Source organism: Paenibacillus daejeonensis DSM 15491 (assembly GCF_000378385.1).
Lineage (GTDB): Bacteria > Bacillota > Bacilli > Paenibacillales > Paenibacillaceae > Paenibacillus_D > Paenibacillus_D daejeonensis.
In genome coordinates this window covers 1,005,987-1,032,967 of sequence record NZ_KB899659.1, presented here as the reverse complement: position 1 = coordinate 1,032,967, position 26,981 = coordinate 1,005,987, and the positions used below count along the sequence as shown (strand labels likewise).

At 53.2% G+C, this 26,981-nt stretch carries 24 protein-coding genes and 1 other annotated feature; of the genes, 23 read left to right on the top strand and 1 reads right to left on the bottom strand.

The window, feature by feature from the left end:
• The first annotated feature begins 5 nt into the window (after positions 1-5).
• From recJ to F556_RS0105100, 10 genes are all read left to right on the top strand, one after another.
• Positions 6-2,396: a single-stranded-DNA-specific exonuclease RecJ gene (recJ, locus tag F556_RS0105145; RefSeq protein ID WP_020615838.1), complete on the top strand. Its 2,391-nt coding sequence runs from the start codon at positions 6-8 to the stop codon at positions 2,394-2,396.
• 31 nt (positions 2,397-2,427) lie between these two features.
• A complete protein-coding gene (locus tag F556_RS0105140) occupies positions 2,428-2,940 on the top strand; it encodes an adenine phosphoribosyltransferase (RefSeq protein WP_020615837.1) in 513 nt (170 codons plus the stop codon).
• Positions 2,941-3,121: 181 nt separating this feature from the next.
• Entirely contained in the window at positions 3,122-5,308 is a 2,187-nt protein-coding gene (locus tag F556_RS0105135; protein WP_020615836.1) for a RelA/SpoT family protein, read from the top strand.
• Positions 5,309-5,323: 15 nt separating this feature from the next.
• Positions 5,324-5,770, top strand: a complete 447-nt coding sequence (gene dtd / locus F556_RS0105130) for a D-aminoacyl-tRNA deacylase (RefSeq protein ID WP_020615835.1) — start codon at positions 5,324-5,326, stop codon at positions 5,768-5,770.
• 79 nt (positions 5,771-5,849) lie between these two features.
• Entirely contained in the window at positions 5,850-6,020 is a 171-nt protein-coding gene (locus F556_RS37645) for a hypothetical protein (protein WP_020615834.1), read from the top strand.
• A 210-nt stretch (positions 6,021-6,230) separates the two neighbouring features.
• Positions 6,231-6,483, top strand: a binding site (T-box leader).
• An 88-nt stretch (positions 6,484-6,571) separates the two neighbouring features.
• Positions 6,572-7,819 carry a histidine--tRNA ligase gene (gene hisS, locus F556_RS0105120; protein WP_020615833.1) on the top strand — a complete coding sequence of 416 codons (1,248 nt, stop codon included), beginning with the start codon at positions 6,572-6,574 and terminating at the stop codon, positions 7,817-7,819.
• A 36-nt stretch (positions 7,820-7,855) separates the two neighbouring features.
• Complete coding sequence (gene aspS, locus F556_RS0105115; protein WP_020615832.1) at positions 7,856-9,667, top strand: aspartate--tRNA ligase; 1,812 nt, start codon at positions 7,856-7,858, stop codon at positions 9,665-9,667.
• 27 nt (positions 9,668-9,694) lie between these two features.
• Positions 9,695-10,450, top strand: a complete 756-nt coding sequence (locus F556_RS0105110; protein ID WP_020615831.1) for a tRNA threonylcarbamoyladenosine dehydratase — start codon at positions 9,695-9,697, stop codon at positions 10,448-10,450.
• A 149-nt stretch (positions 10,451-10,599) separates the two neighbouring features.
• Positions 10,600-11,940, top strand: a complete 1,341-nt coding sequence (locus F556_RS0105105) for a replication-associated recombination protein A (RefSeq protein ID WP_020615830.1) — start codon at positions 10,600-10,602, stop codon at positions 11,938-11,940.
• Positions 11,941-12,416: 476 nt separating this feature from the next.
• Positions 12,417-13,730 (top strand): hemolysin family protein, encoded by a 1,314-nt coding sequence (locus F556_RS0105100; protein ID WP_020615829.1) that lies wholly within the window; start codon positions 12,417-12,419, stop codon positions 13,728-13,730.
• Positions 13,731-13,844: 114 nt separating this feature from the next.
• Here F556_RS0105100 and mnmA read toward each other — a convergent pair whose 3' ends face one another.
• Positions 13,845-14,966, bottom strand: a complete 1,122-nt coding sequence (gene mnmA, locus F556_RS0105095) for a tRNA 2-thiouridine(34) synthase MnmA (RefSeq protein WP_020615828.1) — start codon at positions 14,964-14,966, stop codon at positions 13,845-13,847.
• Positions 14,967-15,219: 253 nt separating this feature from the next.
• On the opposite strand from mnmA, the gene cymR reads away from it, so the two are divergent.
• The 13 genes from cymR to F556_RS0105030 all read left to right on the top strand — a co-directional run bounded on the left by cymR (position 15,220) and on the right by F556_RS0105030 (position 26,840).
• On the top strand, positions 15,220-15,639 hold the full coding sequence (gene cymR / locus F556_RS0105090) for a cysteine metabolism transcriptional regulator CymR (protein ID WP_020615827.1): 420 nt from the start codon (positions 15,220-15,222) through the stop codon (positions 15,637-15,639).
• A gap of 11 nt (positions 15,640-15,650) precedes the next feature.
• Entirely contained in the window at positions 15,651-16,805 is a 1,155-nt protein-coding gene (locus F556_RS0105085; RefSeq protein WP_026297113.1) for a cysteine desulfurase family protein, read from the top strand.
• Between the two features lie 12 nt (positions 16,806-16,817).
• On the top strand, positions 16,818-17,354 hold the full coding sequence (locus F556_RS0105080) for a PRC-barrel domain-containing protein (RefSeq protein WP_020615825.1): 537 nt from the start codon (positions 16,818-16,820) through the stop codon (positions 17,352-17,354).
• A 14-nt stretch (positions 17,355-17,368) separates the two neighbouring features.
• Positions 17,369-17,560: a hypothetical protein gene (locus F556_RS0105075; RefSeq protein ID WP_020615824.1), complete on the top strand. Its 192-nt coding sequence runs from the start codon at positions 17,369-17,371 to the stop codon at positions 17,558-17,560.
• 203 nt (positions 17,561-17,763) lie between these two features.
• The gene (locus F556_RS0105070) at positions 17,764-18,834 is read left to right on the top strand and encodes an AI-2E family transporter (RefSeq protein WP_026297112.1); all 1,071 of its coding nucleotides are present in this window, start codon (positions 17,764-17,766) and stop codon (positions 18,832-18,834) included.
• 355 nt (positions 18,835-19,189) lie between these two features.
• The gene (alaS, locus tag F556_RS0105065; protein WP_020615822.1) at positions 19,190-21,826 is read left to right on the top strand and encodes an alanine--tRNA ligase; all 2,637 of its coding nucleotides are present in this window, start codon (positions 19,190-19,192) and stop codon (positions 21,824-21,826) included.
• Positions 21,827-21,869: 43 nt separating this feature from the next.
• Positions 21,870-22,130, top strand: coding sequence for an IreB family regulatory phosphoprotein (locus F556_RS0105060; protein ID WP_020615821.1), 261 nt, complete (start codon positions 21,870-21,872; stop codon positions 22,128-22,130).
• 36 nt (positions 22,131-22,166) lie between these two features.
• Positions 22,167-22,583: a Holliday junction resolvase RuvX gene (gene ruvX / locus F556_RS0105055; protein WP_020615820.1), complete on the top strand. Its 417-nt coding sequence runs from the start codon at positions 22,167-22,169 to the stop codon at positions 22,581-22,583.
• Between the two features lie 8 nt (positions 22,584-22,591).
• Complete coding sequence (locus tag F556_RS0105050) at positions 22,592-22,897, top strand: DUF1292 domain-containing protein (protein WP_020615819.1); 306 nt, start codon at positions 22,592-22,594, stop codon at positions 22,895-22,897.
• A 1-nt stretch (position 22,898) separates the two neighbouring features.
• Positions 22,899-23,216 carry a DUF1292 domain-containing protein gene (locus F556_RS0105045; RefSeq protein ID WP_020615818.1) on the top strand — a complete coding sequence of 106 codons (318 nt, stop codon included), beginning with the start codon at positions 22,899-22,901 and terminating at the stop codon, positions 23,214-23,216.
• A gap of 104 nt (positions 23,217-23,320) precedes the next feature.
• Positions 23,321-24,403, top strand: a complete 1,083-nt coding sequence (mltG, locus tag F556_RS0105040; protein ID WP_020615817.1) for an endolytic transglycosylase MltG — start codon at positions 23,321-23,323, stop codon at positions 24,401-24,403.
• Between the two features lie 26 nt (positions 24,404-24,429).
• On the top strand, positions 24,430-25,380 hold the full coding sequence (locus tag F556_RS0105035) for a peptidase U32 family protein (protein ID WP_020615816.1): 951 nt from the start codon (positions 24,430-24,432) through the stop codon (positions 25,378-25,380).
• Between the two features lie 212 nt (positions 25,381-25,592).
• A complete protein-coding gene (locus F556_RS0105030) occupies positions 25,593-26,840 on the top strand; it encodes a peptidase U32 family protein (protein ID WP_020615815.1) in 1,248 nt (415 codons plus the stop codon).
• The last annotated feature ends 141 nt before the right edge of the window (positions 26,841-26,981 follow it).

Below are 26,981 nucleotides of genomic sequence, written 5' to 3'. Positions count from 1 at the left end.
TGCGCGTGATTCATGCACAGACACGATGGGTGATGCCGACATCACAGGAGCAAGAGACAAGTCTGGCCGATGAACTAGCCAGGGAGTTTGGACTGCCATCGCTGGTTGCGACGCTGCTTGTTCGCAGAGGCGTTCAGGATGTGGAGAAGGCTAGAATTTTTCTGTACGGGGACGAGAAGGATCTGCACGATCCGTATATGCTGCACGGCATGAGCGACGCTGTCCAGATCATCCGCGAGGCGGGAGAGAGCGGTCGCAAACTAAGAATATATGGTGATTATGATGCCGATGGCGTAAGCAGCACCTCGCTGATGATCCATCTGTTCTCTGCGCTGGGTTTTGATTACGACTACTACATACCGGACAGAAAGCTGGAAGGCTACGGACTAAACCGGGAAGCCATTCTGCGGGCGTCGGAGGCAGGCGTCCAGTTATTGGTGACCGTCGATACCGGGATAAGTGCAGTTACAGAGATTGAATATGCCAAGTCACTCGGGATGCAGGTCGTGGTTACCGACCATCATGAACCGCCGGAGAGGCTGCCTGCCGCAGATGCTATCATCAACCCCAAGCTGCCGACATGCAGCTATCCCTTCAAGGGTCTGGCTGGTGTTGGCGTTGCGTTCAAATTGGCTTCAGCCTTGCTGGACCGGCCGCCGCTGGAATGGTCGGAGCTGGTAGCTCTCGGGACAGTAGCGGATCTCATGCCGCTGCAAGGGGAGAACCGCATCCTGGTTCGCGAGGGGCTGCGCCGGCTGGCTGAGGGCGGGAGTGCCGGTTTCCGGGCTCTGGCCGAAGTAAGCAGCATCGATTTGATGCATGTGACTTCTACGCAAATTGCATTTGGCATGGCGCCCCGAATCAATGCCAGCGGCAGACTGGCCCATGCAGACGACGCAGTGCGGCTGCTAACCACGACAGACGGCAGCGACGCGCTCGCTGCCGCCTACAAGCTGGACCGCCTTAACAAAGAGCGGCAGCAAATTGTCGAGCAGATGGTCACCGAAGCGGAAGCGATGTGGCTTAGCCGCTGCACCTCATGCAAGGAAGCCGGATTGCCCGAGCCGTCCGTCATTGTGCTGGCTGCCGAGGGCTGGAATGTCGGTGTCATCGGCATTGTCGCTTCCAAGCTGCTGGACCGTCATTACCGTCCGACCGTCATCCTTGGTATAGATGCGGAGACCGGCATGTGCAAAGGGTCCGCCCGCTCTATTGCCGGTTATGACCTTCATGCCGCGCTCACCGCATGTGAGGAGCTGCTGGACCATTATGGCGGGCACCAGGCAGCCGCTGGCATGAGTCTGCATCGGGATCGCCTGCCTGATCTGGAGCAGGGTCTATGTGAGCTGGCGGACCGTTGGCTGAGCGAAGAGGATTGGATCCGCCGTACGCTTGTCGATGGTGAATGCCCGTTAGCTGAAGCTAATCTAGAGACAATCGGCAAGCTCTCACTGCTGGAGCCTTATGGGAATGGCAACCCCGCCCCCAAGCTCCTGCTGACTGGCGTTGAGATCAACGAACGCAGAACAATGGGCAAGGAGGGCAAGCACCTGAAGCTCGGACTTCGCAGCGGACGCGCGCAGTTGGAGGCAGTATGCTTTGGCAAGGGGGCATTGGCTGACTTGCTGACCGCCGATGCAAAAGCGGACCTGATAGGTGAGCTTGCCGTCAATGAATGGAATGGCTCACGGCGGCCCCAGCTGATGCTGAGCGATCTGAGAATCAATCATGTCCAACTGCTGGATATGCGTGGGGTGCGGCAAGGCCGTGAGGAGGAGCTGCGCAAGCGGTTTGAAGGTCATAAGCTGGCCACGGTGCTGGGAACCTCGGGCCAAGCCTCCTGGGCGCAGTCGGCTGCGGCATCCTTCGAGCCTGTCGCATTGGGAACAGCCGAGCAATTGCTGGACTACGGACAGCTGCCTACCGAGGTTCAAGCTCAGGTGCTGGTCCTTGCGGATTCTCCGCCTTCGGCGGCGTGTCTGGAACGTCTGTTGCAGTCATGCAAAGGTCTGGAGTGGGTCGTGGCATGTTATCCTAACGGAAACAAATCGCCCTATGGTACTTTTCCAGATCGGCAACATTTCGCGGATGTCTACAAACGTCTGCGCCGCATGAATGAGGAGGAGCTTGGCGAGGATGAACTGCCCCGCCGCCTGTCAGCAGCGACCGGCTGGCCCCCCGAGACATGCCGGATGATGCTGGATGTGTTCCTGGACCTTGAATTTCTCTATCGTCAGGATCGCCGGATCGGTGTCCATGCCTCGCCCGGCAAGCGGGAGCTGACCAGCTCCCCTGTCTACCAGGCTGCAGAGCAACAGGCCAAGGAGGATGCCATCCTTGGCGCACCAGCCGTGCAGTTGGCGGACTGGATAAAAAATAGGTATGACGAATCTTAATGAACACCACCTACAAAGGAGACAACAGAACATGAATTACAAAGATTATATCCGGGTTATTCCCGATTATCCCCAACCGGGTATTCGCTTTAAAGATATTACAACGTTACTGAAGGACCCGGTTGCTTATAAGTCTGCGATCCAAGCTTTGAAAGAGCAAGTACGTGATTTGCCGGTTGATCTCATCGCAGGTCCGGAAGCTCGCGGCTTTGTCATCGGCGCGCCGTTGGCATTGGAACTGGGAGTCGGTTTTGTGCCAATCCGCAAAAGCGGCAAGCTGCCTGGCGAGACAGTTGAGGCCGGCTATGATCTGGAATACGGCAAGGATAAATTGGCGCTCCACAAGGATTCCATCACACCAGGCCAGCGTGTACTGATTGCCGATGATCTGCTCGCGACGGGCGGTACGATTGCAACGACGATTAATCTGATCGAGCAACTCGGCGGCGTAGTGGTTGGCGCGGCGTTCCTGATTGAGCTGAGCTATTTGCCCGGCCGTGAAAAAATTGGCGATACGCCAGTGTTTTCCCTGGTCACCTACTAAATCAATTCAATCCATAGACGCCCGTTCCGCAGTGCATGTCACCTTTGCGGAACGGGCGTTTTTGCGGGGATTGCAAAGGTACGGTTGACGATTGCATAGCATAACAGGCATAATATTATAAAAATCGGAAAAGCGCAGGAGTAAGGGTCTCTGAAGACTCTTTTTCGGGAAGGGACGTTTCATGGGCATAGAGCAGTTACTCGAAAAGGCATCGGCCTATCTTAAAGAGCACGAATTGCAAAGCATCCGGGAAGCCTACGATTTTGCTGAACAAGCCCATCACGGCCAAGTGCGAAAATCAGGGGAACCCTATATTCTTCATCCGGTCGCCGTCGCCGACCTGATCGTCAACATGCGCATGGATGTCATCTCGATTATCGCTGCGCTGCTGCATGACGTCGTTGAGGATACGACGGTCGCATTGGATGAAGTGCGTTCCCGCTTCGGCGAGACGTGCGCGATGCTGGTGGACGGGTTGACCAAGCTGGAGAAAATCCGGTTCCGTTCCAAGGAAGAACAGCAGAATGAGAATTACCGCAAAATGTTCGTCGCCATGGCACAGGATATTCGTGTCATCCTGATCAAGCTGGCGGATCGGCTTCACAATATGCGGACGTTAAAATTTCAATCGGAGGAGTCGCAGCGCCGGATCGCTTATGAGACGCTGGAGATTTTCTGTCCGATTGCTCATCGGCTGGGTATGTCGGCCATCAAGTGGGAGATGGAGGATATCGCACTGCGTTATCTCAACCCCCAGCAGTATTACCGGATTGCCAATCTGATGAAGAAGAAGCGTACCGAACGGGAGCGCTATATCTCCGATGTGATCGGCGATATTACGGAGAAGCTTGAGGAAATGGGGATCAGCGGAGACATCTCCGGCAGACCCAAGCATATCTACAGCATTTACAAGAAGATGACGGACAAGAACAAGCAGTTCAACGAAATCTATGATCTGCTCGCCATCCGCATCATTGTTGACAATATCAAAGACTGTTATGCCACGCTAGGCATTATCCATACCCTTTGGCGCCCAATGCCGGGACGGTTCAAGGATTATATTGCGATGCCCAAAGCAAATATGTATCAGTCGTTGCACACGACGGTCATTGGTCCCAATGGTGAACCGACGGAAGTTCAGATCCGTACATGGGAAATGCACCGCACGAGCGAGTACGGGATTGCCGCCCACTGGGCCTACAAGGAAGGAAGCCTGTCACCGGAAGCTGGTTTTGGAGACAAGGTGTCCTGGTTCCGCGAAATTCTTGAGCTTCAGAACGAGACAAGCGATGCGGCCGAATTTATGGAATCGCTCAAGATGGATTTTTTCTCGGATCTGGTCTTTGTCTTCTCGCCCAAAGGCGAAGTGTTCGAGCTGCCTGCGGGTTCCGTCCCGTTGGATTTTGCCTTCCGAGTCCACACCGAGGTAGGCAATCGTACGATCGGCGCCAAGGTGAACGGCCGGATCGTGCCGCTGGATTATAAGTTGAAAACCGGCGATATTGTCGAAATTCTGACTTCCAAACATTCCTACGGTCCAAGTCAGGACTGGGTGAAAATTGCGCAATCCTCGCACGCTCGAAGCAAAATCAAGCAGTGGTTCAAGAAGGAACGCCGCGAAGAGAATGTCGCGAAGGGGCGTGAGCTGCTGGAGCGGGAACTGAAGCGGCTGGGCCTGGAGCCATCCGATTGGACATCGGATAACAAGCTGCAGGAGGTCGCGGAGAAGTTCACCTTCAACGATCTGGAGGATATGCTCTCGGCCATCGGTTTTGGTGGGATCACGGCGGCGCAGATTTGTACCCGGTTGACGGAGAAGCTGCGCAAGGAAACGGAGGAAGCTGGACAGATTGAGCTGACTTCCGAAGTCAAGGAAGTGAAGACAGGCGGCTCACCGGACAAGAAGCGTCCTACGCATGGGGTGCGGGTCAAAGGCGTTGACAATGTGCTCGTTCGGTTTGCGCGTTGCTGTAACCCAGTGCCTGGTGATGCCATCGTTGGCTATATTACAAGAGGTCGCGGCGTATCTGTCCACCGTCTCGATTGTCCAAATGTGCAGACCGGCGAGGAATTGAGCGACGAGGCAGCACGGGTCATTGAGGTGGAATGGGAAGAATCAGTGGAAGCCAACTACAGCGTCGATATCGAAATTACCGGTCACGACCGCCGGGGCTTGCTCAATGAGGTGCTGCAGTCTGTCTCCGAGAGCAAGACGAACATTGCCGCCGTGTCGGGCCGTTCGGACAAGAACAAGCTGGCCATGATTCATATGACCATCCTGATTCGCAATATTGAGCATCTGCATGCTGTAGTGGAGAAAATCAAACGGGTCAAGGATGTTTATTCAGTTCAGCGGATCATGCAATAGAACGGAGGAGCAAATGTGCGTGTCGTAGTACAGCGCAGCAAGAACGCTGCTGTCCGTGTCGATGGGCAGGTCGTCGGGGAGATCGACAAGGGCATGGTGCTGCTTGTCGGGATTACACATGACGATAACGAAGCGGATGTGGAATGGATGGCGGCCAAGCTGGCCGGCTTGCGATTCTTCGACGATGCGGAGGGACGGATGAATCTGTCGATTGCTGAAGCCGAAGGCGAGGTGCTGTCGATTTCGCAATTCACGTTGTATGCGGATTGCCGCAAGGGGCGCCGGCCCAACTATATGGCTGCGGCCAGACCGGAGCAGGCGGAGCGGCTGTATGCAGGATTCAATGAGCGGCTTCAAGGCCATGGTCTTACCGTGGCAACGGGCGTTTTTGGTGCGATGATGGACGTCAACCTGGTGAATTGGGGTCCGGTTACACTCATCCTGGATAGTCAAGACCGCTAGCTTTGTCCATACCTTGGATTAAAATGCCCACACGCGGCGCACACTACTAGAGCATTTCTTCTAGTAGGAGGTGGAAATCGTGCGTCATAGCGAAAAGGCTTGGACGTGGGCAGCGGTTGTACGCCAGCTGCTGGGTCAGACGGGCAAAGAGGCGACTCTGCTAGCTCGTGAAGAGGGCGAGTCTGGCGATCGTCGGAGCCGCGATGAAGCGGTAGGGGTTCCTGTGAACCAGCGGGCCAAAACGAATTAAACATAGCGCTTTCGTTTTTGTAATAATTTTGTAATGTGATTACCATCATTCCTTAACATCAAGGGGCTATACTGTTCCATGAACCCCTTTTTTATAATACACTTTGGACCTGCAGCGATTGCAGGTTTTTTTCTGCGCTTTCTGACTGTTCGCCATTGTTCGGCTTGACTTTCGCGCAGGCAGAATGTACAATCTATGAATATTGATGACAAACATTCGATGACAGGAACAGTACTTCATGCCGTCATACACAGAGAGGGATGTGCTTGCTGCAAGCATCCTTATGGCCAATGGACGAATGACCTCCTGGAGAACAAGTCATGAACCTGGACAGTTCCATCTGGAGCTGGGCCATAGAGTAATGACTTGCGTGTAACGGGCGTTAACCGTCTTGAGCGGATTCGGCTATGCTGGGTTCGGAATGTGGGTGGTACCACGGGAGACAACAACTCTCGTCCCTGGCATAGCGATGCCCGGGGCGGGAGTTTTTTTGTTGCAGACGCGCCGGCCCGTTCATCCAGGCTAACGAACTATATCGAGGAGGAACAGCAATGGGTTTTCAAAAACCGCCGGGCACCCAGGATATTTTGCCTGGACAGTCGGCTAATTGGCAGCGGGTAGAAGCTACTGCCCGCGAGATCTGCCGCCGCTTCAATTTCAACGAAATCCGCACGCCTATCTTTGAATCCACCGAACTGTATCAGCGAGGGGTAGGCGAGACAACGGACATCGTCGAAAAAGAAATGTACACCTTCACCGACCGAGGCGACCGCAGTGTCACGCTGCGTCCTGAAGGAACGGCAGGGGTCGTGAGAGCCTATGTCGAGAACAAACTATATGGCGAGCCCGATGTGACCAAGCTGTACTATATGGGGCCTATGTTCCGCTACGAGCGGGCACAAGCCGGAAGATACCGTCAGTTCCATCAGTTTGGCGTAGAGGCCTTGGGCGCGACAGACCCAGCGATTGACGCAGAAGTCATTGCACTTGGCTATCTCTTCTATACCGAGGTAGGTCTGAAGGGCGTTCGAGTTGAACTGAACTCGGTAGGCACGCCGCAGATTCGTGCTGAATTCCGCAGCAAGCTATTGGCATTTCTGGAGCCAAAACGAGAACTTCTGTGCAAAGACTGCCAATCCCGCATGGATCGCAATCCGTTGCGTGTGCTGGACTGCAAGAAGGATCAGCACCATTTTGAAGGCGCACCTTCGATTCTGGAAAGTCTGGATGAAGCGTGTACGACGCACTTTGAACAAGTGAAGGCGCATCTGGATGCGATGGAAATCCCCTACGTAGTCAATCCACGGATGGTGCGCGGGCTCGACTACTACACCCATACTGCATTTGAGTATAAGGCTGAAGGCATTGGAGCTATCGATACCATCGGAGGCGGCGGCCGCTACAATGGACTGGTTGCCGATGTTGGCGGCCCGGACCAGCCGGGCATCGGTCTGGGACTGGGACTCGAGCGGACACTCTTGCTGCTGGAGAGCCAAGGCGCCGCGCAGTCGAATGCATCCATTGACATCTATCTGGTTGCGCTTGGCGAAGCGGCTGAGCAAGAGATCACCAAGCTGCTTCATCAATTAAGGCTGGCAGGCATTGCTGGCGAGCGGGATTATCTCGGCCGCAAGATGAAGGCACAGATGAAGTCAGCAGACCGACTGCATGCCCGCTATACAGCGATCCTGGGCGACGATGAGTTGGCCAAGGGGGAAATTGCACTTAAGGAAATGGCCAGCGGCACCCAAGAAATGGTCAAGCTGACCGAGCTGGCTGAACGTCTATTGCGTTCTTAACTAAACACATTTGAAAGGGTTGGAAACGATATGTTGATGGCAAAAACACATGATTGCGGCCGCTTGACCAAGGCGGACGTCGGACAAACGGTAACACTGAACGGCTGGGTACAGCGCAGACGGGATCTGGGTGGCGTACTCTTTATCGATCTTAGAGACCGCAGCGGTATCGTGCAGGTCGTCTGTAATCCGGCATTCTCCGGCGATGCGCTGCAAATTGCAGACCGCGCGCGTAGTGAATATGTTCTGGCTGTAACCGGAGAGGTCGTGGAGCGTGATCCGGAAACGTTTAACGCGAACCTGGAGACCGGTGAAATTGAAGTGCGCGTGACAGCGATTGAAATCGTCAATGCGGCCAAGACGCCTCCATTTGCAATTGAAGATGGTGTAGAAGTCGATGAGTCCATTCGCCTCAAGTATCGTTACCTGGACCTGCGCCGTCCGGAAATGCAGCAAACGCTGCGTCTGCGTTCCAAGGCAGCCAAGATCTTCCGTGATTTCCTCGATGGCGAAGAGTTCATTGAGGTAGAGACGCCGATTCTGACCAAGAGCACGCCAGAGGGCGCACGTGACTACCTCGTACCAAGCCGTGTGCATCAGGGAGAATTCTTCGCTCTGCCGCAATCGCCGCAAATTTTCAAGCAGCTCCTGATGGTAGGCGGACTGGAGCGTTACTATCAGATCGCTCGTTGTTTCCGTGACGAAGATTTGCGTGCGGACCGCCAGCCGGAATTTACGCAAGTGGATATCGAGACATCCTTCCTGTCCCAGGATCAATTGCTCGGAATGATGGAGCAGCTGATGGCTCGCTTGCTGAAAGAGACGGTTGACGTCGAGCTGGAACTGCCGTTCCAGCGGATTTCTTACGCAGATGCCATGAACAAGTATGGCTCTGACAAGCCGGATCTGCGCTTTGGTCTGGAGATAGAGGACATTACAGACATCGTAGCTAGCAGCGAGGTTAAAGTATTCGCCAGTGTTGCTGCAGGTGGCGGCGTAGTCAAGGCTCTGAATGCCAAAGGCTGTGCTTCCTGGAGCCGCAAAGAGCTTGACGACTTGCAGCCGTTCGCCAAGCGTTACGGTGGTCAGGGGATGGCTTGGGTCACCGTCAAGGAAGGCGAGTGGCGCGGACCGATCGTCAAGTTCTTCAAGCCGGAGGAAATTGCGGCCTTGACCGAGCGTTTGCAGGTAGAAGAAGGCGACCTCATTCTGTTCTCTGCTGACAAGAAGAAGGTCGTGGCGGACGTGCTTGGCAATCTGCGTCTGAAGATCGGCCGCGATCTGGGTCTGATCGACGAGTCGAAGTTCAAGTTCGCTTGGGTTGTTGACTTCCCATTGCTTGGCTGGGATGAAGAGGGCAAGCGTTATGTGGCAGAGCATCATCCGTTCACCCGTCCTAACGAAGAAGACGTCCATCTCTTCGAGACCAACCCGGGCGAGATCCGGGCGCAAGCCTATGATCTGGTGCTTAACGGATATGAAGTGGGCGGCGGTTCCATGCGGATTTACAAGCGTGAAGTACAGGAGAAAATGTTCCAGGCACTCGGATTTAGCCCGGAGGAAGCTCATGAGAAATTTGGCTTCCTGATGGATGCTTTTGAATATGGTACGCCGCCGCACGGCGGAATCGCCTTCGGATTTGACCGTTTGGTCATGCTGCTGACAGGCCGGACCAATCTGCGTGAGACGATTGCGTTCCCGAAAACGGCAAGCGCCACCGATCTGCTGTGCGACGCGCCGTCTGAGGTTGAACCGTCCCAGCTGGAGCAGCTGCATATCCGTACGCTGCCGAAGCCGGCGCCGAAGACCCCAGTAGCAGCTGGAGCAGCGCAAGAATCCGCAGAGTAAATTTTATATTCGAAAGGCGGTATGGCGATGCTACATCAATTCTCCCGCACGGAACTCGCAATCGGTCCGGAAGGCCTGGATATTATGAAAGGCAGCACAGTGGCTGTACTGGGCATTGGCGGGGTGGGCTCCATTGCAGCCGAGGCGCTGGCGCGCACCGGGGTGGGCCGGATCATCCTGATCGATAAGGATGTTGTGGATATCACAAACATCAATCGGCAGATTCATGCGCTGACGACCACGATTGGACAGCCCAAGGCGGATTTGATGCGTGACCGCATCAAATTGATTAACCCGGATTGCGAAGCGATATCGTTGCGGATGTTCTATACAGAAGAGACGTACGAGCAATTGTTTGAATACAAGCCGGATTACATCATTGATGCTTCGGACACGATTATGTACAAGATTCATCTCATCAAGGAATGTCTCAAACGCGACATTCCGATGATTTCCAGCATGGGTGCAGCCAACAAGATGGATCCTTCCAAGTTCCAAGTCGGCGACATCTCCAAGACGACGATGGATCCAATCGCTCGGGTCATCCGGCAAAAGCTGCGTAAAGAAGGCATTCGCAAGGGGGTAAAAGTGGTGTTCTCGACAGAGCAGCCACAAAAGCCCAGAGAGGATGTCACGCAGCGGATTGTACCGGAGAATGCACCGGAAATCCGCAAGGCCAAACAACCGCCAGCGAGCAATGCATTTGTTCCGCCGGTGGCAGGGCTCATCATGGTAAGCGAAACCGTGCGCGATTTGTTGGCGCGCGGCGGCGTTCACGTTTAAAAAGTGCAATCAGGAGGGGCATCGTCAGCGATGCCCCTCTTGCTTATGGAGCCAAGTACGCTGGCGAACGTATGTGCGGATGTGATATGATCAAGGAACAGAATCGGGATTAATTCCTGCATACAGGATATAGAAAGGCAGCGATCGCAATGGATTTATTCTCCTTCCGAGAAGACAAACCAGCCGGAAGCGGCGCACGGCTGTTGGCCGACCGGATGCGTCCGCAGACATTGGACGAATATATCGGCCAGGAGCATATTGTAGGCGAGGGCAAGCTATTACGCCGGGCAATTGAGAGCGACCAGGTGTCGTCGATTTTGTTGTATGGCCCTCCAGGCTGCGGGAAGACAACGCTGGCTCACATTATCTCAGAGCGGACCTCTGGCATTTTTGTGAAGCTGAATGCAGTGGATGCCACCGTTAAGGATGTCCGCGAGACAATTGAGCAGGCCAAGCTGAACAAGTCGATGTACGACCGCAAGACCATTCTTTTTTTGGATGAGGTTCACAGGTTCAATACGGCTCGCCAGGATGCTCTGTTGCCGGCAGTCGAACAAGGGATCATCATCTTTATAGGGGCCACGACAGAAAATCCGTTCCATCATGTGAATGGGGCTCTACTCTCCCGGTCTACGCTTTTTCAATTGGAAGCATTGACCAGCGAGCATTCGCTGCTCGCTATGCAGCGTGCGCTGGTTAACCGGGAACGCGGACTGGGGTTCATGACGCTGGACGTGGAAGAAGAGGCACTGCAGCATATAGCGAGTCAGGCAAGCGGCGATATCCGGCGGGCGCTCAATGCGCTGGAGCTGGCAGCAGTGACCACGCCATCTCAGCCGGACGGGTCCGTGCATGTGACGCTCGAGGTCGCAGAGGAATCCATCCGACAACGTACCGTAAAGGCGGATGCGTCCACGCAATACGACGTACTCTCAGCCTTTCACAAGAGCATTCGCGGCTCTAGTGACGCCGCGTTGTTCTGGTTCTTGTACGCTGTCGAGAAGCTGGGCATGGACCCCATGACTTTTTTGAGACGCCTAATCGTTGCGTGCAGTGAGGATATCGGTCTGGCTAACCCGCAAGCGATGGTGCAGGCGGTAACGGCGATGGATGCCTACCACAAGATCGGTTGGCCGGAAGCCAGATTGAACATTACCCAGGCCATTCTGTTTGCTGTCGAGAGCCCAAAATCCAACAGTGTGGTGACGGCGATTGACAAGGCGATGCGTGCCATGGATGCGCTTGGTCGTGTGGAGGTGCCGCTGCATTTGCGCGACGGACACTACGCAGGCTCCACGCAGCTGGGACATGTGGGCTACCAGTACCCGCATGATCATCCGGGCCATTATGTCCACCAACAATATCTGCCGGATCAACTGGATGGCAAGCAGCTCTATGAAGCAACCGAGCAGGGCATGGAAGAGAAAATCCGGATCAACCGCCAGCGCCGGTACCGGAATTACCGTCCTGACAGAGACGGCAAAGTATAAACAGACTGTTGAAGAACGGCCGGAGAGGCACGGAATCGAATCTGGAGAAGCGAAGCGTTCGCCTTTGTCCCCGGATTTCTCCCCTTAAAGGGGTGATAAATCAAAGAAATCTGGGGACAACAGCGATCGTAAGATCGATCCGTGACTGTAGGCTTCTTTTTCAACAGCTGCGTATTACGGAGCTTGTGTTGCGAAAACTGCTGCGTCAGCCAGTAAATGATGTATAAAGTCCATCCTATGGCGAATAAACATCGATAACAAGCCGAAATTGACGTTTGACTAGAAGATAACGGATCGACTAAGCTAGAATGTAAGTTAACTTACATTTCTATAGAGACTAGTAAGCGTAACTTCCGCTAGATTTTCATTTTACAATTTGAAGGAGGTGCGCCTGTCACTTTGCATCCCGGCTGCCGGGGCAAGCTGACAGGGTGTCGTTGGAGGACCCATTACCGATAGTGCCGTTACTATTAAACATGATGCTTATTATGTTTCTTGTCTTTATGAACGGTTTTTTCGTTGCTGCCGAGTTTGCCATGGTGAAGGTGAGGGGGACCCGGATCGATACGCTGGTGACCGAGGGGAACCGTCGAGCGAAATTCGCTTCCCATCTGACCAATAACCTCGATGCCTATCTGTCTGCGTGTCAATTGGGAATTACGCTGGCATCATTGGGTTTGGGCTATGTCGGCGAGCCAGCAATCGCGAAGATTATCGAACCCTACCTCAAGGGATGGTTCGGACTGAATGATGTGCTCGTCCATACGATTGCATTTCTGATTGCTTTTTCGATTATTACATTTCTCCACATTGTGCTGGGCGAATTGGCACCCAAGACGCTGGCCATCCGCAAGTCGGAGAATGTGACGCTGCTTACCGCAGCACCACTCATGCTGTTCCACAAAATCATGTTTCCGTTCATTTGGTTTCTCAATGGCACGGCCAATTGGCTCCTTAAGCGAGTAGGGGTCGAGCCAGCCTCCGAGCATGATTCAGCGCATACGGAGGAAGAAATCCGAATCCTGATGAAGGAGAGTCACAAGAGCGGACTGATCGATAATACAGAGCTGACACTGATGGATAATATTTTTGATTTTGCCGAGACCTGCGCCCGCGAGATTATGATTCCTCGGACCGAAATGAGCTGCCTGTATGCCGGCCGTTCCTACGAAGAGAACAAGAAGATTGCGCTGCAGGAGATGCATACCCGTTTCCCGGTATGTGATCAGGACAAAGATAATATCATCGGTTTTGTTCATATCAAGGATATTCTTAAGTCCGAGTCGCCAGGTCTTGACGATATCCGGCAAATCCTGCGTCCGATTACGACCGTACCGGAATCCATGCAGATCAGTACATTGCTCAAGCTGATGCAGAAGAAAAAGACGCAGATAGCTATTCTGATTGATGAATACGGCGGAACATCAGGCCTGGTCACCCTGGAGGATATCATGGAAGAAATCGTGGGTGACATACAGGATGAATTTGACGAGGAGCGTCCGGATATCGAGAAGAAAACGTCGGACAGTTACTCCATTAATGGCTTGATGCTGATCGAGGAAGTGAACAGTTTCTTCGAACTAGATATTGACAGTGAGAATTATGACACAATTGGCGGATGGATTTATTCGCAGATTGAGATTCCGCCGAAGAAGCAGCAGAAGGTCACATACGGGGCATTCGAATTTGTCATTGAAGAAACGGATCATTTGCGGATTTCCCGAATAGGGGTGCGCAAGCGGATAGAAGAGAATGACGAAGGAGAATGGCTCCAGGCTGGTTCCGGTTAATTCGATTAATTAAACACCATGAAAAACCGGCGGTCTTGTCTTGCTTCAAGTTGAAGCAAGGCGAACCGCCGGTTTTTTTTGTGTGTGAACCCTGAATCCTCAGGAAGTGTTACATCAAATCCGAATGCTAGCTAGAGCTGATTTGTGCACAACATCAATGGTGCCGCCGCCCAGGCACTCATCGCCTTGGTAGAAGACGACAGCCTGTCCGGGAGTAATGGCTTTTTGAGGCTGGTCAAAATGAACCTCGGCACTTTCCCCGTCTTCCTGAAGGGTCACCGTCACCCCTTGATCCGGCTGACGGTAACGGAATTTGGCGGTGCAACGGAAGCTGCCTGTCATCGGCTCTGCACCGAGCCAAGTGACGCCGCTTGCCCGCAGTCCTTCCGAATACAGACTGGCATGCTCGCCTTGAACGACATAGAGTCGATTCTGTTGCAAGTCCTTGTCTGCGACGAACCATGGCTCGCCAGTTCCTGAACCGCCGATGCCTAGTCCTTGACGTTGACCCAGCGTATAATACATGAGACCATCATGACGGCCCTTCAATTCGCCGGTTGCAATATCAATCATTTCCCCAGGCTGTGCAGGCAGGTATTGGCTTAAGAATGTTTTGAAATTCCGTTCACCGATGAAGCACACGCCGGTGCTGTCTTTCTTGCGTGCAGTGGCAAGGCCGGCCTCGGCAGCAATGGCACGCACTTCCGATTTTGGCAGATGACCAATAGGGAACATGGCTTTGGCTAACTGCTGCTCTCTTAGTGCATGCAGGAAATAGGTCTGGTCTTTGTTGGAATCAACCCCTCGCAGCAACCGGGTCTGACCGTCTGTGCGCTCGGTGCGGGCGTAGTGGCCGGTCGCCAGATAATCTGCGCCGAGATCCATGGCTTTGGCCAGGAAATCGCCAAATTTGATCTCGCGGTTGCACATGACATCGGGGTTTGGCGTACGTCCCCGTTTGTATTCATCCAGGAAATAGGTGAATACCTTGTCGTAATAAGCTTGCTCAAAATTAACCGTATAATGAGGGATACCGATCTGTTCGCAGACCCGGGCCACGTCCTCGGCGTCGTCTTCCGCCGTGCAATGACCGAACTCGTCGGTGTCGTCCCAGTTTTTCATGAATATGCCGACCACATCGTAGCCTTGCTGCTTGAGCAGCAGAGCGGCTACGGAGGAATCGACGCCGCCGGACATGCCGACTACAATACGTGTTGACGCATGGCTTGCGCTCATTTCCATTCACCACCTGAATTGGCTTGACGATCCGCACTGTCCCTGCAGGGATGGTGCATTCCCCTTATTGTATCATGCCGGGCGAACTTTTTCACGAAGTCGACCAAGCTTTTTCACCCACACGACTGCTGGATATGTTAACATAGAAGCAATATGGGAATACCATGAATTAATATGCGGTGACATGCATTTTACTGACAAGTGCGTGCACTTAAAATCTGACGGTGTATAGAACCGGGAAAGAAGGATTGCCTTGAAAATTTCAACTAAAGGCCGTTATGGCTTAACCATTATGATGGAACTGGCAATGAAGTTCGGGGAAGGCCCGATATCTTTGAAAAGCATCGCGGAGCGAAACTCTCTCTCGGAGCACTACCTGGAGCAACTGATTGCCCCCTTGCGTAATGCAGGTTTGGTTAAGAGTGTGAGAGGCGCATATGGCGGCTACATTCTCTCCAAGGAACCGGAGCAGATCACATCGGGAGACATCATTCGCATCCTGGAAGGCCCGATCTCGCCAGTCGATTTCACAGAGGAAGACGACCCGGCCAAGCGTCACCTATGGCTGCGAATTCGTGACAGCATTGCCGAAGTGCTGGATTCGACCACGCTCGCGGATATGATCTCCTTCAAGGATGAGAGCGAACTCGACAGCTATATGTTCTACATTTAACGGTCGCAGCCATGCAGAGCATTTATATGGATCATGCGGCGACAACGCCGCTCGCGACCGAAGTGCTGGAGGAAATGACGGTGATCTGGCAGGGGCCGGGAGGCAACCCTTCCAGCGTCCATGCATTCGGCCGGAACGCCAAGCAGCAGCTGGGACGCGCCAGGGACAGGATTGCAACGCAGCTGCATTGCTCACCTGCCGAGCTCATCTTCACCTCTGGCGGTACCGAAAGTGATAATCTCGGTCTAGCCGGAGCAGCTTGGGCTCAGCGCAAAGCGGGCCGAGACCACATCATTACGACTGCTATCGAGCATCATGCCGTTCTCCATGCAGTGGATCGTCTGGAGGAGCAGGGATTTCGCGTGACGCGGCTGCTGCCTGACGCTAGCGGAGCCATCGTCCCTGCGCAAGTGATCGAGGCGATGAACGAGCAGACGGCGCTAGTAAGCGTGATGCTTGTCAACAACGAGACCGGCACCGTTCAACCAATTGAACAGATCGGAGCGGCGGCCAGGGAACGTGGGATTCTCTTTCATGTTGATGCGATCCAGGCGTTGGGGCGGCTGCCGCTACGATTGCGTGAAATGCCTGTTGATCTGGCTTCATTTTCGGCGCACAAGATCAATGGTCCGCAAGGGATAGGGGCACTCTATGTGGCCAAGGGTACGCGCTTTGAGCCGCAGCTTCTGGGCGGTCCGCAGGAACGCAACCGCCGGGCCGGCACGGAGAATGTAGCGGGCGCCTGCGGATTCGCCAGAGCGTTGGAGCTGGCAGAGTCGCGGCGGGAGAGCAAGCGGGAGCGGATGCTGCAGCTCCGTCAACGCTTTCTGGAGCTGCTCTCGGACTTGATCGGCAGGGACGCATTTATCCTGAACGGCGGGTCATCGGAGCAGGTTCCAGATATTCTGAATCTCAGCTTTCCTGGCGTCTCGGCAGAGTCGCTATTAATGAATCTGGACATCGAAGGCATTGCTGTGTCCGGCGGCTCTGCCTGCAGTTCAGGCGCCCTGAGCCGCTCTCATGTACTCACAGCCATGGGACTGTCTGAGCAGCTCGCGGGCAGCGCCGTACGGTTCAGCTTTGGATTGGGCAATACTATGGAGGAGATCGAATATTCAGCGCAAATTGTTGCAACGCTTGTGCTTCGTATTCGTACTACTGCTTAGGAGGCCCTGCCCGTGCTCAAGCTTCAGCACTTGATCGGTCTCCCGTTGATCGTTAGCGGGAGCGGGAAGACAATAGGCAAAGTGAAAGATATCTGGTTTGACGAACACTGGCAGCTCAGGGGAATCATTACGGGTAGCCGTAGTTGGCCCCGCAAGGGAGCCTATGCCGTCGACTGGGAGGATGTTCTGACTTGTGGCAAGGATGCGCTGATTGTAAGCCGGTCCGATGCGGTTATACGGCTAGCGGCAGGCGAAATCACGCGCTGTTATTGCTGGGGAGAGAGCAAACTGAAAGACTTGCCCGTCATCACGACCAACGGCGAAGAATTAGGGCGGATATCGGATGTTTATTTTAATCCGATTAAGGGTACACCTATAATAGGCTATGAACTAACGGATGGTTTTATTTCAGATGTAATGGAAGGGCGCCATTGGCTCAGGGTTGCGCAGTTCGCTGATGAGATTACGCTAGGCGAGAAAGCGGTTCTGGTGCCGGAGAGCGCTAGTCATGAACTGCATAATATGACCACCTCCGAATCGGATCGATAAGGGAGACCAGTGGTATGAAATGTCCCAACTGCAATTCAAAGGATATTGGCAAGATTGGCAGCCATCAGTTTTACTGTTGGGGCTGCTTCATTGAGCTAACGGTGAACGGCGACAAAATGTCTGTTTACCAAGTAGAGGAAGACGGCACGTTGAGCTCGCTTGACGATCTATTCTTCGAAGAGGAAATGCCGCAAATGCATATGTAACGAAACCAGAGGACGGCCTGCGGGCTGTCCTTTTTTTATGATTCTCGGGGTCCCCGCATAGGTTCTGGCTAATCTTCGAAGAAAAGGCTCCACTTTGTGGGGTTATTTTGTTTTGCTCTGACATTCCCGGATGACCACTCGCAAAATTACATATACTGTAAGGACATGCTGGGGCAGTAATGCGGGAAGGGAGCGGAAGTAACGTGGAGAGATGGATGCGGAGCAGGGCAATGGGCATCATGATATTCGGAATTCTTGGCCTGTTGGCTCTTTTTTTGCTATTGCTCGTCAAACCCATTTTACTGTTCGTTTACAGTTTCGGCAAAGCCGTATTGGGGCCGTTTATTCTAGCGATGATTGTCTCGTATATTTTGAATCCCATTGTAAGCCTGTTATCAGACCGTCGAGTGCCCCGCGCGATCGCCGTGTTGCTGATCTATGCCGTTTTTTTGGCTGCCATAACGGTTATACTGATGCATGCCATCCCCTTGCTGATCAGACAGCTGAATGAGTTGAATGACCATATGCCGGAGCTGACGCTCAGAGCGCAGCAATACTATGATCAGATGAGTAACCACTCGCTGATTCCGGAAGGACTAAGGCAGGGCATCCGGCACTCGTTGATGCAACTGGAGCAGCGGGCCTCTACCGCACTGCTGGAGTTCGTTAATAACTTGGGTGCGATGCTGGGGGCCGTCTTTATTGTATTTATCATTCCGTTTTTAGCGTTCTATATATTGAAGGATCTAGACGTATTTGAGCGCACAGTGATTACCTACGTGCCCCGCTCCCACAGACAGGGAGTCATCCGTTTATTGAAGGAAATCGACGAGGCATTGGGCAGTTATATCCGCGGACAAGTCATCGTCTGTCTGTTGGTCGGATTGCTTGCGTATATCGGATACTGGGCAATCGGCTTGCCGTATCCACTGCTGCTTGCCGGAATTGTAGCGATATTCAATATTATTCCTTATGTAGGGCCTTTTTTCGGCGCAGCGCCGGCTCTGATCATGGCAGCAACGATATCTTGGAAAATGGTGCTCCTGGTGCTGGTCATCAATCTCATCTGTCAGGTGTTGGAAGGCAACGTGATCTCGCCTCAGGTTGTCGGCCGGACGTTGCACATGCATCCTTTATTCATTATTTTTGCCTTGCTCGTTGGCGGAGAAGCAGCAGGCATTCCGGGCATGATTATCGCAGTTCCGATTTTTGCTGCTCTGAAGGTGATCCTTCAGCATTTGTTTGCGTATTACATCCGTCGAAAGACGATTTGACAGCTTGCGGCAGCTGCGGCTATACTGTACTTAAATTACCAAAAGCGATGATGAAATGAAGTAGGCTGTAGCCCGTTATCCAGAGAGGGAGTTCCGCTATCCATTTGCCTGTCAGGCGTTGATAGTCGGCTGCAAGAACTTCTTGACGAAGAACCGCCGAAAGCCAATTTTGGAGTGTAGACGAACTCTACCGGTGAGGACCCGTTATCGTCCAACGAAGGCGATCACGATCCCGCTAACCGAGTATGGACGGCTGGACTGAGATAACCAGGGTGGTACCGCGAATGAGATTCGTCCCTGCAATTGTAGGGGCGATTTTTTTAATTTTTTTATGACAATGGGGGCTGTGACAACTATGAAAGCAAGTGAAATTCGTTCCAAATGGCTCGCGTTTTTTGAGAGCAAGGGACATACGATCGAGCCTAGCGCATCGCTTGTGCCGCACAACGATCCTTCGCTATTGTGGATTAATGCCGGGATGGCGCCGCTCAAGCCGTACTTTGACGGCCGCGTGGCACCGGACAATCCGCGGATTGCCAACTCGCAGAAATGTATCCGCACCAACGATATTGAGAATGTCGGTAAAACCCGACGTCATCATACGTTTTTTGAGATGCTGGGCAATTTCTCGATTGGCGACTACTTCAAGGAAGAAGCCATTACATGGGCGTGGGAATTTCTCACCAGTCCTCAGTGGATCGGCTTTGATCCAGAACGGCTCTCCGTTACGGTCTACCCTGAAGACGAGGAAGCCTTCCGCCTGTGGAACGAGAAGATCGGTCTGCCGGCTGAACGGATCGTCAAGCTGCAAGACAACTTCTGGGATATTGGAGAAGGTCCTTGTGGTCCTTGTACCGAAATTTTCTACGACCGGGGCGAGAAGTACGGCGATCTGTCTGATCCGGACTGCACCGTAGGCGGGGAGAACGAGCGCTTCCTAGAGATCTGGAATCTGGTTTTCTCTCAATTCAACCATAATAAAGACGGCAGCTACACACCGCTGCCAAATAAAAATATTGATACCGGCGCAGGACTCGAACGCTTTGCTTCTGTCCTGCAGGACGTGGACTCGAACTTCGATACCGATCTGTTCCGTCCGATTATTGACCGCACCTGCGAGATCGCAGGCGTCCGTTACCAGGAGCAGAATGAGACGGATATCGCGCTGAAAGTCATTGCCGATCATATCCGCACCGTTGCGTTCACGGTCGGAGACGGTGTTATGCCTTCCAATGAAGGGCGCGGCTATGTCATGCGTCGTCTGCTCAGACGGGCTGTGCGCTACGGCAAAAAGCTGGGCATCGATCGTCCCTTCCTGTATAGCCTGACCCCGGTTGTCGGCGAAATCATGGGTAGCTATTACAGCGAAATCGTCGAAAAGCGTGAATTCATCGAACGGGTTATCCGCACGGAGGAAGAGCGGTTCCACGAAACCCTTTCAGACGGCTTGGCTATTCTGGCGGATTTGGCCGACAAAGCCAAGGAGGCAGGAGCGCAGGTCATTGACGGCGAAGATTGCTTCCGTCTGTATGATACCTTTGGATTCCCGCTTGATCTGACCGAGGATTACGCCTTGGAGCATGGACTGCAAGTCGATCGCGAAGGCTTCGAAGCGGCCATGGAGCGGCAGCGGGAGCGGGCGCGGGCGGCTCGTGCAGATACAGGCAGCATGAAAGTGCAGGGTGGACCGCTCTCCGAGCTGGCGGTTAAGTCCGAGTTCATTGGATATAATGAATTGGTATCGAATGCCGTAGTTCAGGCGATTATTGTTGATGAGCAAAATGTTGATTTCGCACATGCAGGCAGCACCGCGCTTGTCGTGCTGGACGTAACTCCGTTCTACGCGGAGAGCGGTGGCCAGATTAGCGACCATGGTATTCTGCAGGCTGCTGGCGGTCTGGAGGCTTCCGTCGAGGCGGTGTTCAAGGCGCCTCAGGGTCAACCTGTACATCGTACGGTCATTACTTCGGGTGTGCTCCGTGTCGGCGATACAGTTCGTGCCGAGGTGTCACGTCAAGCAAGAGAAGATATTATCAAGAATCATACGGCTACGCATCTGCTCCACAAAGCGCTCAAAGAAGTGCTTGGCGATCATGTCAACCAAGCGGGGTCGCTGGTTGAAGCTGAGCGCCTGCGGTTTGACTTCTCTCACTTCGGCAGCATCAGTGAGCAGGAGCTCACGGCGATCGAGCGCCGGGTGAATGAGCAGATCTGGACGGCGACGCCGGTGTCGATTGCCTCCAAGCCAATTGCCGAAGCCAGAGCTATGGGCGCCATGGCGCTGTTCGGAGAAAAATATGGTGACATTGTCCGTGTCGTTCAAGTCGGGGATTACAGCATTGAGCTGTGTGGCGGCTGTCACGTGGCCAATACTTCGCAGATTGGCATCTTCAAGCTGATAAGCGAGTCCGGCATTGGCTCAGGCGTACGACGGATTGAGGCGGTAACCGGCAAGTTTGCATACGCTCATATGGATGGGCAACTGGACCTGCTCAAGCAGGCTGCGGACCTGCTCAAGTCGTCGCTTCCGGACGTGCCCAAGCGGATCGAAGGCTTGTATGTCCAGGTCAAAGAGCTAGGCCGGGACAAGGAAGCACTGCAAGCCAGACTGGGCCGCATTGAAGCGGGTTCGCTGGAAAACCAGGCTAAGCAAGTCGGAGGCGTGACGCTTCTGGCCGCTGAAGTCAAAGTATCCGGAATGGAGGCGCTGCGGGGGATTGCCGACGAGCTCAAGGGCAAATTGCAGCAAAGCATCCTGGTGCTTGGAGCTGTACAGGAGGACAAAGTAAATCTCGTCGTATCTGTTTCTCCCGAGCTAGTGAAGCAAGGCTTCCATGCCGGTAAGCTGATTAAAGAGCTTGCTGCCCGCTGCGGCGGGGGCGGCGGCGGTCGTCCGGACATGGCGCAGGCTGGCGGCAAGGATCCATCGAAGCTTCAAGAAGCCTTGCAGCTTGCGGAAGAACTGGTTCTTTCGCAGTCAAGTGTGATATGATAGAGTTAGCATAACTGCTTTACCTGAAAGCGAGGTGCTGGCAATGAGTTCCATGGATAAAACGATGAAGTTTGATGTGAACCCGGAAGAGATGGAATCCTCTTCGCAGGAAATCCTGCTGAGCGTGTACGATGCGCTGGTGGAGAAGGACTACAATCCGATCAACCAGATCGTCGGTTATCTGCTCTCCGGGGATCCGGCTTACATTCCGCGTCACAACAACGCCAGAAGTCTGATCCGCAGGAAAGAGCGCGACGAATTAATTGAAGAGCTCGTCCGGAATTATCTTCGTCAGCACAGATAAGCGAACACCTTATTCGAAATGAGGCCGGATTAGCTAATGCGCATTATGGGATTGGATTACGGCGACCGCAACATCGGCGTAGCGGTCAGTGACGCGTTTCGCTGGACAGCCCAGGGCTTAGGGGTCGTACACAAACGCAGGGACGACTCGGAGCTTGAGGAGCTAGCATCGCTTGTCAAGGAGCATGAGGTGTCCGAGATCGTCGTCGGTCTGCCCAAGAATATGAATGGCACGATCGGCCCGCGTGGCGAAATTTGCATCGCTTTTGCGCAATCCTTGCGCGAGCAACTGAACTTACCTGTTCACCTTTGGGATGAACGGCTGACCACCGTATCCGCAGAGCGCACTTTGCTCGAAGCGGACATCAGCCGCAAGAAGCGCAAGCAAGTGGTGGACAAAATGGCGGCAGCGCTCATTTTGCAAAATTATCTCGACTCTAAAACGAAAAGGTGAGGGTAAAGATGACAAATGACGACATGCAGTTCGAAGAGCCGGAAATTATTTATATTCCGGATGAAGAGGGCAATGAAGAAGAATTCGAAGTCATTATGAAATTCGAAGTAGACGGCTCCGAACAAAAATACATGATGGTTGTGCCGCTGCATGAAGAAGAGGGCGAGGACGAGGAGTCTGAAGAAGTGTATGCCTTCCGGTACGAAGAAGACGGCGACGACCTCAAGTTGTACACCATTGAGAGCGAAGAAGAGTGGAATATGGTCGAAGAGACCTTCAATACTCTGCTTGCCGAGATGGAAGAGGAAGCTTAACATGTCGAGCGATGAAGTCTCAGGTTGGCCTGGCGCTCAGGATGCCTTGCGCAGCAAGTATGGCCGACAGCTCGCTCTGGTTGCGGAGGACGGCAGCGAGGAGATGTATCTCATCGCTGCCGAATACCGCTTGAACGGTCAAGCCTACGCAGCTCTGCAGACCGCAGCGATGAAGAAGCTCGATGAGCTTGCTTTTTTTCGGATCGCTGAACAGCCTGACGGTGAATTCGAACTCGATGCTGTGACTGACGAGGATGAATGGGAAGCGGCGGCAGAGGCTTATGACGATCTGTTGTTCAGAGACGAGGAACGGCCTTAGATTTGATCGACTGATCATAGCATTTCAAAAAGGACGGCGACCCCCGTCCTTTTTGAAATGCTATGCACTTGTAAGCTTAGATATGGCAAGGGGGACTTGAAGGCGTGGATGCTAGAACCTATCGTCGCAAACGCAAGAATCGAATCACCTTGATTGTCATCAGCTCGATTCTGGGCGTGATGTTGATTGGAATCAGTAGTGTGGCATTATATCTCTGGAACGGACTGCGTCCGGCTCCAACCGGAGAAGCGGTACGGGTTGAGGTTGCACGAGGCTCATCGCCTGGCCGAGTAGCCGAGACGTTGGAGAAGGAAGGCATCATTCGCAATAGTTTTATTTTCAAATATTATTTGCGTCTGAAAGATGAAGGTCCCGCATTCAAAGCAGGTGCCTACGAATTGCACCCGGGAATGGAGCTGGATGCGATTATCGCCAAGCTGAACAGCGGCGACACCCTTCTGGAGGATACCATTCGTTTTACGGTTCCGGAAGGCTATACCGTGACGCAAATGGCGGAGCGACTGGCAGCGCAAGGCTTGGTCGACGAAGAGCGGTTTTTAGAAGTTGCCGCTTCACAGACGATGCTGGCCGCTTCGGTATCGGCAGGCAAAATTACGGTATCCGATCAAATGAATCAACTGCTTGAAGGTTATCTCTTCCCTGAGACTTACGAGCTTGTGAAGGACAGCACTGAGCAGGACATCATCACACGGATGTTGACGGAGCTGGATCGTAAGCTGCAACAGCTTCCGGAGGGCTGGGAAGATGAGCTCGAAACGCTGGGGGTTTCTTTTCACGAAATGATGACCATTGCTTCAATGATTGAACGGGAGGTTGTGCTGCCGGAGGAACGCCCCGTCGTTGCGGGTATCATTTACAACCGGTTGCAGGACAATATGATGCTGCAGATTGATGCAACGGTCCAATACGCGCTGGGCAGGCAGAAGGACAGACTGTTTGAGAGCGATCTGCTAATTGAGAGCCCATATAATACCTATCAACAGACGGGACTGCCACCAGGCCCGATTGCAAGCCCGAGTCTTGCAGCAATAGAAGCTGCCTTGTACCCGGAAGATACGGAATACTTTTTTTATGTGACCAAAAAGGATGGGACAAGTGGTCATTATTTCTCCGTTACCTACAATGAGCATCTTCGTAATAAGCGGTTAAGTGAGGCCAATCAATAACATTCTCACAGGAAAGGAGTTGCAGTATGAGTAAGAGAACGGAGCTGCTCTGTACGGCAGCTTCCCTCGATGAGCTGGAGCGTCTAATAGCAGCGGGAGCCGATGCGTTTGTCATCGGCGAGACCCGATACGGGATGAGACTTGCTGGTGAATTCTCGGAGGCTCAGATCGCAGCTGCGGTTGCCATGGCTAAGCCGAGAGGCGTTCGGATCTACGTATCCATTAATAATCTGATTGAGAATGAACGCTTGCCGGAGCTGCCAGGATATATCGATACGCTTGCTGCGGCTGGTGTCGATGCCATTGTATTCGGTGACCCCGCCGTGTTGATGACAGTACGAGCTTCACATCCTGAGCTGGGGCTGCACTGGAATGCTGAGATGACCTCGACCAATTATGCCACAGCTAACTTCTGGGGGCGGCGTGGCGCCACTCGCTTTGTAGTCGCGCGTGAGCTCAATATGGATCAGATTGTGGAGATGAAGCAGCATACGGAGCTGCAAGTCGAAGTGCAGGTACACGGCATGACAAACATCTATCATTCCAAAAGATATTTGCTGCAGAGCTACGCAGACCATAATCGAACGACAAAACCTGCGGACCTCCCGCCTGGACAATTAGTAACCGGCAAGGATCAAGGGCTTTTTCTTATGGAAGCCGAGCGTCCGGAAGAGCGGTTTCCCATCTTTGAAGACAGCAACGGTACCCATGTCATGAGCTCGGACGACATCTGCATGCTGGAGAACTTGCATGAGCTGTTGGAGGCGGGCATAGACAGCCTCAAAATCGACGGCTTTATGAAGAGCACCATCTACAATGAAACGGTCGTGCGTGCCTATCGTCAAGCCATCGACGCCTACTATGCGGATCCCGCAGGCTATCAGTTTGACGAAGCGGCACTGGAGCCCATTCAGGCGCTACAGGACCCCGACCGAGAGCTGTCATTCGGATTTTTCTATAAAGAACAAGTATATTAATTGAAGTTTTCAGGCTGTTCCCAACGTGCCGGAGAGGCACGGATCGAATCTGGAGAAGCGAAGCGTTCGCCTTTGTCCCCGGATTTCAACCGCTAGAGCGGTTAACAATTCAAGAAATCTGGGGACAACAGCGATCGTAAGATCGATCCGTGACTGTAGGCTCATACGTTGAGGGCAGCCTTGTTTAGAATTAATAAGAAAGGAGCCGGGATATGGCTACAGAAGTGCTGCCCCGTTTGAAAGGCAAGCGCCATCGTTTGGAGCGGCCTGAGCTGCTGGCGCCTGCTGGGAATTTGGAGAAGCTCAAATATGCCGTGCATTATGGTGCGGATGCCGTCTACATCGGTGGCCAGAAATACGGACTTCGCTCCAACGCCGATAATTTTACGTTTGATGAAATGCGTGAGGGTGTAGAATTTGCTGCCCGCTATGGTGCCAAAGTGTTCGTCGCTACCAATATTTATGCGCACAACGAAGATATCGAAGGCCTGGAAGACTATCTCCGCGAGCTAGAGGCCGCTGGAATTGCAGCCATTATTGCGGCGGATCCGCTGATTGTGGAGACAGCGATGCGCGTGTCCCCGAAGCTGGAGGTACATCTGAGTACCCAGCAATCCACTCTTAATTGGCAAGCGGTGCAGTTTTGGAAAAATGAAGGTCTGCCGCGTGTCGTCCTTGGTCGGGAGACCAGTCTTGAGCAAATTGCAGAAATCAAAGCGAATGTGGATATCGAAATTGAAGCATTCATCCACGGGGCGATGTGTTCTTCTTTTTCAGGCCGCTGTGTATTGTCCAATCATTTTACAGACCGGGATTCCAATCGCGGCGGGTGCTGTCAGTCGTGTCGTTGGAAGTATGACCTGCATGTCCCAGAGCAGGGAGCGGTAGACGAAGAAGACCTGTTTACGATGGGCTCCAAGGACCTGTGCATGATTGAACATATGCCTGCTTTGATCGAGTCCGGCGTGGACAGCTTTAAAATTGAAGGACGAATGAAAAGTCTTCACTATGTCGCTACGGTCGTGAATGCCTACCGGCAGGCGATCGATACGTATTTCGAGAATCCCGACAGCTATGAATTAAACCCGGCATGGGTGGAAGAAATTAATAAAGCGGCCAATCGTCCGCTCAACACCGGTTTTTTCTTTGATACGCCGGGGGCAGAGGACCATATCTATGAGGCAGAGGATAAGGCGGCGCCTTACGACTTTGCAGGCGTGGTCATGGATTACGATCCAGCCACGGGCTGGGCAACGATTCAGCAGCGCAATCACTTCAAGCCGGGGCAAGAAATCGAATTTTTTGGACCGGAGGGCTTCTTCAAGCAAATCGTTGGTGAATTGACAGATGATCAAGGTGAGCCTCTGAATGCGGCAAGACATCCGCTACAGCTGGTCCGGCTGCGTACAGAGCATCCTGTGCGCCCCATGGATATGATGCGCAAGCGAATCAACAAGTGAGTTCAATATAATGACATATCTGGTTACGCTCTTCTTTCATTCTTTTTCATGGATTGGGAGAAGAGTTTTTTATTTCCTATTACAAAAGTCCCGGTATTTGCCGATATTCTAATTGTACATATATGAAGTAGTTGTAAACGT

What these genes read in the sequence shown, in the direction of transcription:
- F556_RS0105060 (WP_020615821.1), top strand. Translation starts at nt 21,870, where the DNA reads ATGAGTTCCATGGATAAAACGATGAAGTTTGATGTGAACCCGGAAGAG.
- F556_RS0105135 (WP_020615836.1), top strand. Translation starts at nt 3,122, where the DNA reads ATGGGCATAGAGCAGTTACTCGAAAAGGCATCGGCCTATCTTAAAGAG.
- F556_RS0105140 (WP_020615837.1), top strand. Translation starts at nt 2,428, where the DNA reads ATGAATTACAAAGATTATATCCGGGTTATTCCCGATTATCCCCAACCG.
- F556_RS0105030 (WP_020615815.1), top strand. Translation starts at nt 25,593, where the DNA reads ATGGCTACAGAAGTGCTGCCCCGTTTGAAAGGCAAGCGCCATCGTTTG.
- F556_RS0105100 (WP_020615829.1), top strand. Translation starts at nt 12,417, where the DNA reads ATGATGCTTATTATGTTTCTTGTCTTTATGAACGGTTTTTTCGTTGCT.
- F556_RS0105050 (WP_020615819.1), top strand. Translation starts at nt 22,592, where the DNA reads ATGACAAATGACGACATGCAGTTCGAAGAGCCGGAAATTATTTATATT.
- ruvX (WP_020615820.1), top strand. Translation starts at nt 22,167, where the DNA reads ATGCGCATTATGGGATTGGATTACGGCGACCGCAACATCGGCGTAGCG.
- F556_RS0105110 (WP_020615831.1), top strand. Translation starts at nt 9,695, where the DNA reads ATGCTACATCAATTCTCCCGCACGGAACTCGCAATCGGTCCGGAAGGC.
- F556_RS0105045 (WP_020615818.1), top strand. Translation starts at nt 22,899, where the DNA reads ATGTCGAGCGATGAAGTCTCAGGTTGGCCTGGCGCTCAGGATGCCTTG.
- aspS (WP_020615832.1), top strand. Translation starts at nt 7,856, where the DNA reads ATGGCAAAAACACATGATTGCGGCCGCTTGACCAAGGCGGACGTCGGA.
- mnmA (WP_020615828.1), bottom strand. Translation starts at nt 14,966, where the DNA reads ATGAGCGCAAGCCATGCGTCAACACGTATTGTAGTCGGCATGTCCGGC.
- alaS (WP_020615822.1), top strand. Translation starts at nt 19,190, where the DNA reads ATGAAAGCAAGTGAAATTCGTTCCAAATGGCTCGCGTTTTTTGAGAGC.
- F556_RS0105105 (WP_020615830.1), top strand. Translation starts at nt 10,600, where the DNA reads ATGGATTTATTCTCCTTCCGAGAAGACAAACCAGCCGGAAGCGGCGCA.
- hisS (WP_020615833.1), top strand. Translation starts at nt 6,572, where the DNA reads ATGGGTTTTCAAAAACCGCCGGGCACCCAGGATATTTTGCCTGGACAG.
- F556_RS0105035 (WP_020615816.1), top strand. Translation starts at nt 24,430, where the DNA reads ATGAGTAAGAGAACGGAGCTGCTCTGTACGGCAGCTTCCCTCGATGAG.
- F556_RS0105075 (WP_020615824.1), top strand. Translation starts at nt 17,369, where the DNA reads ATGAAATGTCCCAACTGCAATTCAAAGGATATTGGCAAGATTGGCAGC.
- F556_RS0105085 (WP_026297113.1), top strand. Translation starts at nt 15,651, where the DNA reads ATGCAGAGCATTTATATGGATCATGCGGCGACAACGCCGCTCGCGACC.